Source organism: Streptomyces sp. NPDC005262 (assembly GCF_042872425.1).
Lineage (GTDB): Bacteria > Actinomycetota > Actinomycetes > Streptomycetales > Streptomycetaceae > Streptomyces.
This window is the reverse complement of the sequence record NZ_JBIAKK010000002.1, coordinates 15,222-28,707: the sequence shown is the minus strand read 5'-3', so window position 1 is coordinate 28,707 and position 13,486 is coordinate 15,222. Positions and strand designations below refer to the sequence as shown.

Genomic DNA, 13,486 nt, shown 5'->3' with positions numbered 1-13,486 from the left:
GCAGGCGCGGCCGCAGGACGTCCGACGCGGCGACGGCCGGGCACGCATGTCGCGTGCCCGGCCGTCGTGTGCGGTCCGCTGCCGGTCAGCCGGCCGTGACCTCGATGGCCGCGAGGTTCTTCTTGCCCCGGCGCAGCACCAGCCAGCGCCCGTGCAGCAGCTCCTCGCGGGCCGGTGCGGCCTCGCCGTCCACGACCTTGACGTTGTTCACGTAGGCGCCGCCCTCCTTGACCGTACGGCGGGCCCCCGACTTGCTCGGCGCCAGACCGACCTCCACCAGGAGGTCCACCAGCGGGCCCAGCTCGGTGACCTCGGCGTGCGGCACCTCGGAGAGCGCGGCGCGCAGCGTCGGCTCGTCGAGCTCGGCCAGCTCGCCCTGCCCGAAGAGCGCCTTCGAGGCATTGACGACCGCCGCGCACTCGGCGGCGCCGTGCACGAGCGTGGTCAGCTCCTCCGCCAGCGCCCGCTGGGCGGCGCGTGCCTGCGGCCGCTCCTCGGTCAGCTTCTCCAGCTCCTCGATCTCCTCGCGGGACTTGAAGCTGAAGATCCGCAGGAACTTGGAGACGTCCCGGTCGTCCGCGTTCAGCCAGAACTGGTAGAAGGCGTACGGCGTGGTCCGCTCGGGGTCGAGCCAGACCGTGCCGGACTCCGTCTTGCCGAACTTCGTCCCGTCCGCCTTGGTGATCAGCGGGGTGGCCAGCGCGTGCACGTCGGAATCCGGCTCGACCCGGTGGATCAGGTCGGTGCCCGCGGTGAGGTTGCCCCACTGGTCGCTGCCACCGGTCTGCAGGGTGCAGCCGTACCGCCGGTTCAGCTCCAGGAAGTCCATGCCCTGCAGGATCTGGTAGCTGAACTCGGTGTAGCTGATGCCCGCGTCGGAGTTCAGCCGCCGGGCGACCGCCTCCTTCGCGATCATCTTGTTGACCCGGAAGTACTTGCCGACGTCACGCAGGAAGTCGATCGCCGACAGGCCCGACGTCCAGTCCAGGTTGTTGACCATGGTCGCGGCGTACGGGCCCTCGAAGTCGAGGAACCGCTCGATCTGCCCACGCAGCCGCTCCACCCAGCCCGCGACGACCTCCGGCGCGTTCAGCGTGCGCTCGGAGTTCGGCTTCGGGTCGCCGATCAGCCCCGTGGCGCCGCCGACCAGACCCAGCGGGCGGTTGCCCGCCAGCTGGATCCGGCGCATGGTCAGGATCTGTACCAGGTTGCCGAGGTGCAGGCTGGGCGCGGTCGGGTCGAAGCCGCAATAGAACGTGACAGGACCGTCCGCGAACGCCTTGCGCAATGCGTCCTCGTCAGTAGAGAGGGCGATCAGCCCACGCCACTGCAGTTCGTCGACGATGTCCGTCACGGGTCTCGCGTCTCCTTCGCTGTGCCAATAGACGTGTACGAGGTTATACGCCCAGGCTGACCGAGCTCATATTGAAGTCCGGGATGCGGAGCGCCGGCATCGCGGCCCGGGTGAACCAGTCGCCCCACTCGCGCGGCAGCGTCTTCTCGGTACGGCCCGCCTCGACGGCCCGTGACAGAAGATCGACCGGCGACTCGTTGAACCGGAAGTTGTTGACCTCGCCGACCACCTCGCCGTCCTCCACCAGGTACACCCCGTCCCGGGTGAGTCCGGTCAGCAGCAGAGTCGCCGGATCGACCTCCCGGATGTACCAGAGGCAGGTCAGCAGCAGGGCCCGGCCGGTCGTCGCCGCCACCATCTCGTCCAGCGACCGCTCCCCACCGCCGTCGAGCACCAGGTTGTCGATCGCCGGAGCCACCGGCAGCCCGGTCAGTCCGGCCGTGTGACGGGTGGTCGTCAGACGGTCCAGCCGGCCGTCCCGGATCCAGTCGGTCGACGACAGCGGCAGCCCGTTGTCGAAGACGGAGGCGCCGTCCCCGGAGGAGTGGGCGATCACGAACGGGGCGGACTCGAGCCCGGGCGCGTTCGGGTCGCTGCGCAGGGTCAGCGGCAGCTCGGACAGCGTCTCGCCGAGCCGGGTGCCACCCCCCGGCTTGGAGAAGACCGTCCGGCCCTCGGCGGCGTCCCGGGCCGTCGACGACCACAGCTGGTAGATCAGCAGATCGGCCACGGCGGTCGGCGGCAGCAGCGTCTGGTACCGCCCGGCGGGCAGCTCGATACGGCGCTCCGCCCAGCCCAGCCGCTGCGCCAGCTCCGCGTCCAGCTCGGCCGGGTCGACGTCCTTGAAGTCCCTGGTTGCCCGGCCCGCCCAGGCGGAGCGCGACCGGTCGGGGGACTTGGCGTTCAGTTCCAGCGTCCCGTTCGGCTGGTCGTGGCGCAGCCGCAGCCCCGTCGACGTGCCCAGATACGTCGAGGTCAGCTGGTGGTGCGCGAAGCCGTACAGCTCGCGGCCGCCGGCCCGGGCGCGGGCGAAGGCGTCACCGAGTGCCGGGGCGAACTCCGCGAACACCTCGGAACTCGTCTCGGCCGGGGCATCCGTGAATTCGGGGGACGACGGCACGCCGGTGACCAGCGGCTGCGCGTCCTCGGCGGGCCCGGCCCCGCGCGCGGCGGCCTCGGCGGCCCGCACCAGGGGTTCCAGGTCGTCGGCGGTGACCGCGGAACGGGACACCACACCGGACGCCGCGCCGTCGGCGCCGTCGACCGTCGCGATGACCGTCAGGGTCCGCCCCCGGGTCACCCCGTTCGTGGTGAGCGCGTTGCCCGCCCAGCGCAGATTGGCGGAGGAGTCCTCGTCGGCGATGACCACACAGCCGTCGGCGGTGGACAGTTCGAGCGCACGCTCGACGATCTCGTACGGCTTGCTGACGCGGCTCATCGGCCCGCCTCCTGCGTCGTGTTGAGGATGTTCACGCCTCGGAAGAGGGCGGAGGGGCAGCCGTGCGAGACGGCCGCGACCTGGCCCGGCTGGGCCTTGCCGCAGTTGAAGGCGCCGCCCAGGACGTACGTCTGCGGGCCGCCGACCTTCTCCATCGAGCCCCAGAAGTCCGTCGTCGTCGCCTGGTATGCGACATCGCGCAGCTGACCGGCCAGCTTGCCGTTCTCGATGCGGAAGAACCGTTGCCCGGTGAACTGGAAGTTGTAGCGCTGCATGTCGATCGACCAGGACCGGTCGCCGACCACATAGATGCCGCGCTCCACCCCGCCGATCAGGTCATCCGTGGACAGCCCGCCCGGATCCGGCTGCAGCGACACGTTCGCCATCCGCTGTACGGGGACATGGCCCGGCGAATCGGCGTACGCGCACCCGTTGGAGCGGCCGAGGCCCGTCAGCTTGGCGATCCTCCGGTCGAGCTGGTAGCCGACCAGCGTGCCGTCCTTGATCAGGTCCCAGGACTGGCCCTCGACACCCTCGTCGTCGTAACCGATGGTCGCGAGCCCGTGCTCGGCGGTGCGGTCGCCCGTCACATTCATCACGGGCGAGCCGTACGCCAGCTTGCCCAGCTGGTCGAAGGTGGCGAACGAGGTTCCGGCGTACGCCGCCTCGTACCCCAGCGCCCGGTCCAGTTCGGTGGCGTGGCCGATCGACTCATGGATCGTCAGCCAGAGATTCGACGGATCCACGACCAGGTCGTACGTCCCCGCCTCGACGCTCGGCGCCCGCATCTTCTCGGCGAGCAGCCCCGGGATCCGCTCCAGCTCGGAGTCCCAGTCCCAGCCGGTGCCCGTGAGGTACTCCCAGCCGCGGCCCACCGGCGGCGCGATGGTCCGCATCGAGTCGAACTCACCGGTCGTCCCGTCCACGGCGACGGCGGTGAACTGCGGATGCAACCGCACCCGCTGCTGGGTGGTGACGGTGCCCGCCGTGTCCGCGTAGAACTTGTTCTCATGGACGGTCATGAGCGAGGCGTCCACATGCGCGACACCCTCCGCGCCGAGGAGCCGGCTGCTCCACTCGGCCAGCAGCCCCGCCTTCTCCTCGCCCGGCACGGAGAACGGGTCGATGTCGTACGCCGACACCCAGGTCCGCTCGCCGTGTACCGGCTCGTCCGCCAGTTCCACCCGCTCGTCGGACCCGGCCGCCTCGATCACCTTGGCCGACAGCTTCGCCATGGCGACCGCCTGGGACGCGACCTTCGCCGCCGCGTCCATGGTCAGATCCACGCCGGACGCGAACCCCCATGCCCCGCCGTGCACCACACGCACGGCGTACCCGAGATCGGTGGTGTCCGAAGTCCCGGCGGGCCGGGCGTCCCGCAGCCGCCAGGACGCACTGCGCACCCGCTCGAAGCGGAAGTCCGCATGGACGGCGCCCAGCGCCCGGGCCCGGGCGAGCGCCGCGTCGGCGAGGGCCCGTAGCGGCAGGGCCAGGAATGACTGATCTACCTCATGGGGCACGTCGGCTTTCCCCTTCTCGACCTGTGCGATGTGTCTCCGCAGTGAATCATGCGGTGCGAGCCCGTCAGGGGCCTCTGGTTTTCCCGTATTTTTCCGAAGCGGATCCGGCGGTGCGGGGCGAGGCACTGTAGGAACCCCACAGTGCCTTGCGGAAGCCACTGTCAGGGGCCGATTCCCCGTGGAGCACCTGGTACCGATAGGTTTTCGAGGTACCAGACCGCTATCGAAAGGGTGATCCGTTGAGCCGCTCGGTTCTCGTCACCGGAGGAAACCGGGGCATCGGCCTCGCCATCGCCCGCGCTTTCGCCGACAACGGCGACAAGGTCGCGATCACGTACCGCTCGGGCGAGCCGCCCCAGGCCCTCACCGAGGCCGGCGTTCTGGCCGTCCGGTGCGACATCACCGACGGCGAGCAGGTGGAGCAGGCCTACAAGGAGATCGAGGAGAAGCACGGTCCGGTCGAGGTGCTGGTCGCCAACGCCGGTATCACCAAGGACCAGTTGCTGATGCGGATGTCCGAGGAGGACTTCACGTCCGTACTCGACACCAACCTCACCGGCACCTTCCGGGTCGTCAAGCGCGCCAACCGCGGCATGCTGCGCGCCAAGAAGGGCCGCGTCGTCCTCATCTCCTCGGTCGTCGGTCTCCTCGGCTCGGCGGGGCAGGCCAACTACGCCGCCTCGAAGGCCGGTCTGGTCGGCTTCGCCCGGTCGCTGGCGCGCGAGCTCGGCTCGCGGAACATCACTTTCAACGTCGTCGCGCCCGGTTTTGTCGACACCGACATGACCCAGGCGCTCACCGAGGAGCAGCGCAAGGGCATCGTCGCCCAGGTGCCGCTGGCCCGTTACGCGCAGCCCGGGGAGATCGCCGCCGCGGTGCGCTTCCTCGCCTCCGACGACGCGTCGTACATCACTGGAGCCGTCATCCCCGTTGACGGCGGATTGGGCATGGGTCACTGACCACCATGATCGGAATTCTCGACGGCAAGCGCATCCTCATCACCGGTGTGCTGATGGAGTCGTCCATCGCCTTCCACACCGCCAAGGTGGCCCAGGAGCAGGGTGCCGAAGTCATCCTGACCGCCTTCCCCCGGCCCACGCTGACGGAGCGCATCGCCAAGAAGCTGCCCAAGCCCGCCAAGGTCATCGAGCTGGACGTGACCAACACCGAGCACCTGGACCGGCTCGAAGGCCTGGTCCGTGAGGAGCTCGGTTCGCTGGACGGCGTCGTCCACTCCATCGGCTTCGCGCCGCAGGACGCGCTCGGCGGCAACTTCCTCAACACCCCGTTCGAGTCCGTCGCCACCGCGATGCACGTCTCGGCGTTCTCGCTGAAGTCGCTCGCCATGGCCTGCAAGCCGCTGATGAGCGAGGGCGGCTCGATCGTCGGCCTCACCTTCGACGCACAGTTCGCCTGGCCGCAGTACGACTGGATGGGCCCGGCCAAGGCCGCGCTGGAGGCCACCTCCCGTTACCTCGCCCGCGACCTGGGCAAGGACGACATCCGCTGCAACCTGATCTCGGCCGGCCCGATCGGCTCGATGGCCGCGAAGTCCATCCCGGGCTTCTCGGAGCTGGCGGACGTCTGGAACACCCGTTCCCCGCTCGCCTGGAACATGGCCGACCCGGAGCCGGCCGGCCGCGGTGTCGTCGCGCTGCTCTCGGACTTCTTCCCGAAGACCACGGGCGAGATCATCCACGTCGACGGTGGCGTGCACATGATGGGTGCCTGACCTCGTAGAACCCTGTACGAAACGGCCGCGTACCACCTCCGAGCAGGTGATGCGCGGCCGTCGTACGTCCCCGCCCGGCCGTTCGGCGCTCAGGTCGAAAAGATGGTCGATGCACCGCAGAATGTGGTGGAACCGGACTTTTGGTCAGGCTGCGGGAGGAGGTCGCTGTGCGCCCCATACGTCGCCGAACCTGGGCCCTGCTGGCGGCCTCGATCGGCGTCGCCGCACTTGTCCTCCCCCTGGGCATATCCGGCCTGGGGTGGCTCGGGGCGTCCGCGCCGACCGCCCCCGTCCCGGACCCGCACGGTGCCGACTGCCGTACGTCGGTCCAGGGCTCCTGGGTGGTCGCCTACTGCCACAACCCGTACCCCACCAACGACCGGGTGCAGCTGCACACCGAATGCGACCGCTGGTGGGACATCGACGCGGACGGCGTACCGGTCGACGTCGCCCCCGGACAGACGGTACGGATGGACGACCGCTGCTGGAAGGAAGTCGCCTCCGTCTGGATCACCCACCAACGGGTCTAAGGGCTGTCCCGCAATCCCTGGCGGGGCGCACGACGACAGCTACGGCACCTCACTGCGTTGTCGGAATGCCCGAATACGCCCGGTACGATGACGCCCCTCCGCCTTGCGATGCACCGCATCCGACGCCGCGCCCTGATCCACCAGGGATTACGGGACAGCCCTTATAGGCGGAGGAACACCTCTTCCCTCTTCCGGGGCATCCGGATCAGACCCGGTCCACCAGGCAGCTCAGCGCATGACTCGCGGCCTCGGCGGCCGCCGTCTCCGCGTCACCGGCGCGGATCGCCTCGACCAGCCGCGCATGGTCCATATGGTTCTCCGGCCGTAGCTCGTGCCCGACATCGACCCGCAGATAGTCGCGCAGCAGATCCCCCAGGTCGGCGTAGAGGCCCGTCAGCACGTCATTGTGCGAGGCGGCGACCACGGCCAGGTGCAGCGTCGCATCCGCGGCCACGAACGCCTCGACGTCGCCCGCGGCCCAGGTCTCCTCGCGCCGCGCCATGAGCGCGTCCAGCTGCTTCAGGTCCCGCTCGGTGCGCCGGGCGGCTGCCAGCCGGGCCGCTGAAGACTCCAGCGTCGACCGCAGCTCGGCGACATGACGCGGGTCGGCGGACGCGAACCGGCGGTGCATCACGCCGGCCAGCTCACTGGTGGCGACGACATACGTGCCCGACCCCTGCCGGATGTCCAGCAGCCCGTTGTGCGCGAGCGCGCGCACCGCCTCGCGGACGGTGTTGCGGGCCACCCCCAGCTGCTCCACCAGTTCGGGTTCGGTCGGAATCCGCGAACCGACGGGCCACTCGCCCGAGGTGATCTGGTTCCTCAGCTGCGCGATCACCTGGTCGGCGAGCGCCGACCGCCGCGGGGACGTCAAAGCCATGATGCTCCTTGCGCGGATCCTCGGGGCCGCCGGATTCCCCGGTTCCCGGTCCTCTCGGAGGTCTCCGAAGGCTCTCGGACGAGTGGACAATCAATCATCCCATGATTCTATGATGGACCCATGCCCGAAGACGAGACCCAGCACCGGACCCGGACCTCGACCCGGCCCCAGAGCCCGCACCCCGCCACGGCGACCGCCCCCGCCATGGACTCCCCGGCACCGCAGACCGCCTCCGGCCCGGCCGGACCCGCCCCCTGGGTGCTTCGTCTGGTCGCCGTCGGTCTCGTCCTCACCGCGCTCAACCTCCGCCCCGCCATCACCAGCCTCGGCGCTCTTCTCGAAGAGGTACGGGACGGGCTGCACATGAGCGGCAGCGTCGCCGGTGTCCTCACCTCCGTGCCGCCGCTGTGCTTCGCGGTCTTCGGCATCATGGCGCCGCGCCTCGCCCGCCGCTTCGGCCCCGGTGCGGTCGTCTGTGCCGGCATGGTCGCCATCGCGGCCGGTCTGGCGCTCCGGCCGTTCGCCGGCTCCACGGCCGGCTTCCTCGCGGCCAGCGCGCTCGCCCTCATGGGTATAGCCGTCAGCAACGTCCTGATGCCGGTGATCGTCAAGCGCTGGTTCCCGGACCGGGTCGGCTCCATGACCGGCCTCTACTCGATGGCGCTGGCCCTCGGCACCGCGCTCGCCGCAGCCGTCACCGTGCCCATGACCGATGTACTCGGTGGCAGTTGGAAGGCCGGTCTCGGGATCTGGGCCGCTCTCGCCGCCGCGGCGGTCCTGCCCTGGATCCCGCTGATGCGGGGCGGCCGAGGCGCCGCCGGACACGCCACCACCCAGCAGCACGGGGATGCCCCGGCGCTGCGGATCACCCGCAGCCGCACCGCCTGGGGTCTCGCCTGCTTCTTCGGTCTGCAGGCCACCGCCGCGTACATCGCCATGGGGTGGATGCCGCAGATCTTCCGTGACGCCGGGGTCTCGGCTGGCACGGCGGGCGTCCTGCTCGCGGTGACCATGGCCATGGGTGTGCCACTCGCCTTCGTCATCCCGCGGGTGGCCGCCCGGATGAAGAACCAGGGCCCGATCGTCGTCTTCCTCTGCGCCTGCGGCCTCGTCGGCTACGCGGGCCTCTACTTCGCACCGGCCGGCGGCGCCTGGGCCTGGGCACTGCTCCTCGGCATCGCCAACTGCGCTTTCCCGCTCGCCCTCACCATGATCGGCATGCGGTCCCGCAGCGGCGCCGGAGTGGTCCGGCTGTCAGCGTTCGCCCAGTCGACCGGCTATCTGATCTCGATCCCCGGTCCGCTGCTCGTCGGCGTGCTGTACCAGCACAGCGGCGGTTGGGGGCTGCCGATCGCGCTGATGGCGGGCCTGATGGTGCCGCAGATGGTGGCGGGGATCCTGGCCGGGCGGGACCGGACGATCGAGGACGAATGCTGAGATGCGAGACTGGCCCCATGCCAGTTCTCGATCCGAATCCTCAGAACGGTCAGAAGAAGCTTCTCCTCGTGCTCGGGGCGATGCTCCTGATCACGGTGATCATCGGAGTGATCGCCTCGGTCGCCTCTCCCTGACGCCTCTCCCTGAAGCCTCCCCCCGACGTTTCCCTCGGCGCCTCTGTCCGACGCCTCGGACCGCGCCGCCTCCTGCCCGGCCTGCGCTCCTCGCGCGTTCCGCCGGCGGGGCCGATGGTGGGGCTAGCACCACCATCCCCTAGGGGGCCAGGGTCAGGGTGAAGTGGGTGGGTCGCCGGATGGGACCGGCACCCCCGCATCCGTAAGTTCTGAGTATCAGAACCGATGGCCCACGGAGGCGGACATGGCGGCCCGTACCTACACCCGATCTCCCCGCCCGGCCTCGGCCGGTGTCGAGGTAAGGCTGCCGTGGTGGGCCGTCGTGCTGCCCGCGGTCGCGTTCGCCGCACTGCTGCTGCTGATCTCCGGATCCGGCGAGGCGCACGCCGCGACGGGCGACTCGGCGATCGGTCAGCTGCTTGAGCGAATCGTGGAGCTGCTGGCCCGCTGACCCCGTTCACCCGCAGTGGGGGAGCCCTCCAACACCCTGCGCCGGGCGGCTCATTTCGTGCGAAGCTGAGGTGTATGAGCGTCGATACACCTCGCAGGATCGTCCTACTCAGGCATGCAAAGGCGGAATGGTCGCAGGACTCCGACCATGAGCGGCCGCTCGCGGAGCGTGGCCGCAAGGATGCCCCCGTGGCAGGCCGCAAACTCGTCGACTCCGGCATCGTCATCGATCTGGCCCTGTGCTCGACCGCCGTCAGGACGCGCGAGACCTGGAAGCTGGCGGTGCACGAGATGCCTCACCGGCCCAGGACCGTGTACGAGGAGCGGCTGTACGAGGCCTCTCTCGGCGAACTGATCGCCCTGCTCAACGAGACCCCCGACGACGTGCAGAACCTGCTTCTCATCGGCCACAACCCCGGCATGCACGCCGTCGCCGACGCCCTGGCCGGTTCTGCGGAGGGCGAGACCATGGCCCGGATGACCCGTGGCGGCTTCCCGACCGCCGCGTTCGCCGTGATCGAGTTCTCCGGCTCCTGGAAGGGCGTGGAGCACGGGGTGGGCAAGCTCGTCGAGTACTGGACGCCGAACGACTGATCACGCCGCAGTACACGGAAAGGCCCCGGCACGGGACACATGGTCACGAGTGCCGGGGCCTCTCGCGTACGCGAGGCGCGAGGCCGGTCGGTCAGCCGACGAGACCGTCGGCGGCCTCGACCTCCTCACGGGTGATCCCGAGCAGATACAGCACGGTGTCCAGGAACGGCACGTTCACCGCGGTGTGCGCGGCCTCGCGGACGACCGGCTTGGCGTTGAAGGCGACCCCGAGGCCGGCCGTGTTCAGCATGTCCAGGTCATTTGCGCCGTCACCGATCGCGACGGTCTGCGCAAGCGGGACCCCGGCCTGCTCGGCGAAGCTGCGCAGCAGCCTGGCCTTGCCCGCCCGGTCCACGATGTCGCCGACGACCCGGCCGGTGAGCTTGCCGTCGACCACTTCCAGCGTGTTGGCAGAGGCGAAGTCGAGCCCGAGCCGTTCCTTCAGATCGTCGGTGACCTGGGTGAACCCGCCGGAGACGACGCCCACTTGGTAGCCGAGACGCTTCAGCGTGCGGATCAGCGTGCGGGCGCCGGGCGTCAGCCGCACCTCGGCGCGCACCTTGTCCACCACCGACACGTCGAGCCCCGCCAGCAGCGCCACCCGCGCGTGCAGCGACTGCTCGAAATCGAGCTCGCCGCGCATCGCCTGCGCGGTCACCTCGGCGACCTTGTCCTCACAGCCGGCGTGGGCCGCGAACAGTTCGATGACCTCGTCCTGGATGAGCGTCGAATCGACATCCATGACGACCAGCCGCTGCGCACGGCGGCTCAGTCCGGCTGATACGACGGCGACATCGACCCCGATCCCGGCGGCCTCGGTGGCCAGTGCGGTCCGCAGCTCAGCGGTTTCGGTGCCGGACACGGCGAACTCGACGGCCGTGACCGGGTACTTCGCCAGCCGGAAGATGCGGTCGATGTTGCCGCCCGTCGACGTGATCGTGGCCGCTATGGCCGCGGTCGACTCGGCGGTCAGCGGGTGTCCGAGCACGGTCACATGGGAGCGCCCGTAACCACGCGGCCGGTTGTCACCGGTCCCGGAGATGATCTCGGCCTGCAGCTTCAGCGATTCGGCCCAGCTGTGCACGGTCGCCCGCAGATCGCCCTCGGTGGTGCCGGCCGCGGCGCTGCCACCGGTGGGAGCGGTGACCAGCGCGCACAGGACGATACGGCCACGGGTGACGACCTGCTCGATGTCGACGACGTCGACCGCGTAGGCGGCGAGCGTGTCGAAGAGCCCGGCGGTGATGCCGGGGCGGTCCTTGCCGAAGATCTTGACGAGAAGGGTGGGGGTGTCGGTGCCCTGACGGGCCTCAGGGGGCTCGGGAGACGAGGAGGACTGAGGGGGCTGAGATGCGCTCATGGTGCCTCCACCGTATCGGTCCGCCTCACCCGCCCGAAGCCCCGTCCCGCGGACCGGACACCGGGTAGGGATTCCCGACCGGCGCGTTTCCAAGCCGGTGCGGCGCTCGGGAACGGAGCTTTCACCTGGCGTTCTCGTGCCCGCCCGACGGCCGGGGAGACACGTTCACCCCCGGGCGGGCGGCCGGTCGGGCGGCGGTGCCCCGTCCCGCGGCGCCGGCCCGGGCCCCGGGGGCGGCACCTTCGGAGCGGCGGGCGGGACGATCGGTCCCACCACCGTCGGCGCCCCATGGATCGCGTCCGCCGGATGCGGGCGCAGATACGGGTTGGTCTCCGCGTGCGACGGCCGGTACGGCCGCGACGGCGTGTACGGCCCATGCACCGGACCACCTCCACCCCCCTCGTCGCCACCCCGGCCCGATGACCCGGCGGGAACCGCAGGTACCGCTCCCGCCCCGCACGCCGCCAGTGCCCCCACCCCACCCGCACCCGCACCCCACAGCGCGCCCAGTACCGCGGCCGTCCCCGGATGCCCGTGCAGTTCGATCCCGGCCCCGAACGCATCGAAGCCCAGCACCGAAAGCGATCCGTCCGCGGACACCTGCGTCAGCCACACCAGCAGCGGCAGGGCCGCCGCCGTCACGCCTCCGAGCCGCAGCGCACACCGCCCCGCGAACCGGGCGGCGGTCGCCCCTCCCCGATCGGTACGTGTCGCGGCCAGCATTCCCGCGTACAGCATCATCACCGCGGCGGCGACCGCCAGCAGCCAGACCCGGTGGTCCAGTTCGGCCAGCCGCCCGACCGTCACCGGTTCGTCGGCGGACACCCGCAGCAGCTGGTCCAGCGGATCGGGCAGCAGCTCGGCCAACTCTCCGGTCGCCTGCCCGTCCCACGGCACGAAGAGGCCGAGCGGCACCCCGAGCCACGTCCCGTTCGGCGCCCCGAGCAGCGCTGCCCCCGCGATCCGTTTCGGGTGGTCGTCGCCGACCGCCGCGTACGCCGCTGCCGCGCACCCGGCGACCACCGCCACGAGCAGCACCGACACCAGCGCGGACACCGCCGGACGTACGGTCCGGTGCAGCCGTGCCAGACGGGACGGCAACGGTGTACGACGCGAGGCCAGAACTGCGATCACCAGTACCCCGAGCACCCAGCAGGCCCCGCCCGCCAGAGACTTCACCGTGTCGACCGTGAACCCGACATGGGCCTGCGCCCTTGCGAGATCCGCCAGCCGGTCCGGCAGCAGCCCGCCGAGGTCACCCAGATCGCCGAGCCCGTCCGGCAGCAGGTCACCGATGCCCCCGGCCCCACCGGGGGCATCGCCGCCCGCCCCCGGCACCTCGTCCAGGCCCAGGGACGCACCGTCGATCGTCACGACGTCGTGACCGGCCCAGGCCAGACCGCCGAGCACGGCGACGAACATCACCACCACCGCTCCTGCGCGGACCGCGAATTCGGCACCGGGCAGGACTGCTCCCGCCCCGCGCAGCGACCGCAGGAAGAAGAAGGAGAGGAACAGCGCACCCGCCAGCCCCACCCCCAGCGGTGTGACCGACAGGGCGGCGTGCGCCTCGGACGCGTCCAGCCCGAACGCCGAGACATCGCCCGACGGAGAGACCGATCCGCCCGCCCCCAGCACCACAACGGCCGCCGTCATCGGCCCCAGCGCCCCCGCCGAGTCGGCGCCGAGCAGATGCAGTCCCAGGGCCGCCGTCCCCGCCATCGCGACCATCGCCCAGCCGACCGAGGCGATGGCGGCCAACACCGCATCCCCCCAAGGGATATGCCCCGTACCGCCGCCGCCCCCGCGCACGTCCCTCGCCATCAGGACCCCCTCAATTCGCCCCGAGATGCCCTGGGTTGACCTATTCGCTCATGATCCGTACGCACTCATGGGCGCTTACCACTCTCCGAGCATGTTTCTCCCGAGTCAACGGCGCGTGGGCGCAGGTCTCGTCACGGTCCTGAACCGGCCCGACTTTCGTATCGGGGACTGCTCCTGGAATAGTTCCCCACGATGTTCAGCATCCCTAGACTCCCTGTGATGGGGGTAACTCG

13 protein-coding genes are annotated in these 13,486 nt (G+C 70.5%); 7 read left to right on the top strand and 6 right to left on the bottom strand.

What is annotated here, in order from left to right; genetic code table 11:
• Positions 1 to 85: 85 nt before the first annotated feature.
• Genes tyrS through ACFYP5_RS05260 form a run of 3 tightly spaced genes read right to left on the bottom strand, consistent with a single transcriptional unit; the run spans position 86 to position 4,312 of the window.
• Positions 86 to 1,354: a tyrosine--tRNA ligase gene (gene tyrS, locus ACFYP5_RS05270; protein WP_389030862.1), complete on the bottom strand. Its 1,269-nt coding sequence runs from the start codon at positions 1,352 to 1,354 to the stop codon at positions 86 to 88.
• 43 nt (positions 1,355 to 1,397) lie between these two features.
• Positions 1,398 to 2,792: a metallopeptidase TldD-related protein gene (locus ACFYP5_RS05265; protein ID WP_389030859.1), complete on the bottom strand. Its 1,395-nt coding sequence runs from the start codon at positions 2,790 to 2,792 to the stop codon at positions 1,398 to 1,400.
• Positions 2,789 to 4,312 (bottom strand): TldD/PmbA family protein, encoded by a 1,524-nt coding sequence (locus ACFYP5_RS05260; protein ID WP_389030857.1) that lies wholly within the window; start codon positions 4,310 to 4,312, stop codon positions 2,789 to 2,791. The genes ACFYP5_RS05265 and ACFYP5_RS05260 overlap by 4 nt, the downstream gene beginning before the upstream one ends.
• A gap of 239 nt (positions 4,313 to 4,551) precedes the next feature.
• Between ACFYP5_RS05260 and fabG the strand changes: the two genes are divergently transcribed.
• The 3 genes from fabG to ACFYP5_RS05245 all read left to right on the top strand — a co-directional run bounded on the left by fabG (position 4,552) and on the right by ACFYP5_RS05245 (position 6,574).
• Entirely contained in the window at positions 4,552 to 5,271 is a 720-nt protein-coding gene (gene fabG / locus ACFYP5_RS05255; protein WP_389030855.1) for a 3-oxoacyl-[acyl-carrier-protein] reductase, read from the top strand.
• Positions 5,272 to 5,276: 5 nt separating this feature from the next.
• A complete protein-coding gene (gene fabI / locus ACFYP5_RS05250; protein ID WP_313936621.1) occupies positions 5,277 to 6,044 on the top strand; it encodes an enoyl-ACP reductase FabI in 768 nt (255 codons plus the stop codon).
• A gap of 167 nt (positions 6,045 to 6,211) precedes the next feature.
• Positions 6,212 to 6,574: a hypothetical protein gene (locus tag ACFYP5_RS05245; RefSeq protein ID WP_389030852.1), complete on the top strand. Its 363-nt coding sequence runs from the start codon at positions 6,212 to 6,214 to the stop codon at positions 6,572 to 6,574.
• 205 nt (positions 6,575 to 6,779) lie between these two features.
• Here ACFYP5_RS05245 and ACFYP5_RS05240 read toward each other — a convergent pair whose 3' ends face one another.
• A complete protein-coding gene (locus tag ACFYP5_RS05240; protein WP_389030850.1) occupies positions 6,780 to 7,454 on the bottom strand; it encodes a FadR/GntR family transcriptional regulator in 675 nt (224 codons plus the stop codon).
• A 120-nt stretch (positions 7,455 to 7,574) separates the two neighbouring features.
• On the opposite strand from ACFYP5_RS05240, the gene ACFYP5_RS05235 reads away from it, so the two are divergent.
• From ACFYP5_RS05235 to ACFYP5_RS05220, 4 genes are all read left to right on the top strand, one after another.
• Complete coding sequence (locus ACFYP5_RS05235; protein WP_389030847.1) at positions 7,575 to 8,891, top strand: CynX/NimT family MFS transporter; 1,317 nt, start codon at positions 7,575 to 7,577, stop codon at positions 8,889 to 8,891.
• Positions 8,892 to 8,908: 17 nt separating this feature from the next.
• Entirely contained in the window at positions 8,909 to 9,025 is a 117-nt protein-coding gene (locus tag ACFYP5_RS05230) for an SGM_5486 family transporter-associated protein (protein ID WP_267005888.1), read from the top strand.
• 244 nt (positions 9,026 to 9,269) lie between these two features.
• Positions 9,270 to 9,476, top strand: coding sequence for a hypothetical protein (locus ACFYP5_RS05225; RefSeq protein ID WP_389030845.1), 207 nt, complete (start codon positions 9,270 to 9,272; stop codon positions 9,474 to 9,476).
• A 74-nt stretch (positions 9,477 to 9,550) separates the two neighbouring features.
• The gene (locus ACFYP5_RS05220) at positions 9,551 to 10,069 is read left to right on the top strand and encodes a histidine phosphatase family protein (RefSeq protein ID WP_030920180.1); all 519 of its coding nucleotides are present in this window, start codon (positions 9,551 to 9,553) and stop codon (positions 10,067 to 10,069) included.
• A gap of 91 nt (positions 10,070 to 10,160) precedes the next feature.
• Here ACFYP5_RS05220 and serB read toward each other — a convergent pair whose 3' ends face one another.
• Both serB and ACFYP5_RS05210 read right to left on the bottom strand, forming a co-directional pair.
• On the bottom strand, positions 10,161 to 11,429 hold the full coding sequence (gene serB, locus ACFYP5_RS05215) for a phosphoserine phosphatase SerB (protein ID WP_389030843.1): 1,269 nt from the start codon (positions 11,427 to 11,429) through the stop codon (positions 10,161 to 10,163).
• Between the two features lie 165 nt (positions 11,430 to 11,594).
• Positions 11,595 to 13,253 carry a streptophobe family protein gene (locus ACFYP5_RS05210; RefSeq protein ID WP_389030841.1) on the bottom strand — a complete coding sequence of 553 codons (1,659 nt, stop codon included), beginning with the start codon at positions 13,251 to 13,253 and terminating at the stop codon, positions 11,595 to 11,597.
• Between the last annotated feature and the right edge of the window lie 233 nt (positions 13,254 to 13,486).

Excerpts from the sequence above, each read along its gene's own strand:
- ACFYP5_RS05210 (WP_389030841.1), bottom strand. The coding sequence starts at position 13,253 with ATGGCGAGGGACGTGCGCGGGGGCGGCGGCGGTACGGGGCATATCCCT.
- ACFYP5_RS05240 (WP_389030850.1), bottom strand. The coding sequence starts at position 7,454 with ATGGCTTTGACGTCCCCGCGGCGGTCGGCGCTCGCCGACCAGGTGATC.
- ACFYP5_RS05220 (WP_030920180.1), top strand. The coding sequence starts at position 9,551 with ATGAGCGTCGATACACCTCGCAGGATCGTCCTACTCAGGCATGCAAAG.
- serB (WP_389030843.1), bottom strand. The coding sequence starts at position 11,429 with ATGAGCGCATCTCAGCCCCCTCAGTCCTCCTCGTCTCCCGAGCCCCCT.
- ACFYP5_RS05235 (WP_389030847.1), top strand. The coding sequence starts at position 7,575 with ATGCCCGAAGACGAGACCCAGCACCGGACCCGGACCTCGACCCGGCCC.
- ACFYP5_RS05225 (WP_389030845.1), top strand. The coding sequence starts at position 9,270 with ATGGCGGCCCGTACCTACACCCGATCTCCCCGCCCGGCCTCGGCCGGT.
- fabI (WP_313936621.1), top strand. The coding sequence starts at position 5,277 with ATGATCGGAATTCTCGACGGCAAGCGCATCCTCATCACCGGTGTGCTG.
- ACFYP5_RS05265 (WP_389030859.1), bottom strand. The coding sequence starts at position 2,792 with ATGAGCCGCGTCAGCAAGCCGTACGAGATCGTCGAGCGTGCGCTCGAA.
- ACFYP5_RS05230 (WP_267005888.1), top strand. The coding sequence starts at position 8,909 with ATGCCAGTTCTCGATCCGAATCCTCAGAACGGTCAGAAGAAGCTTCTC.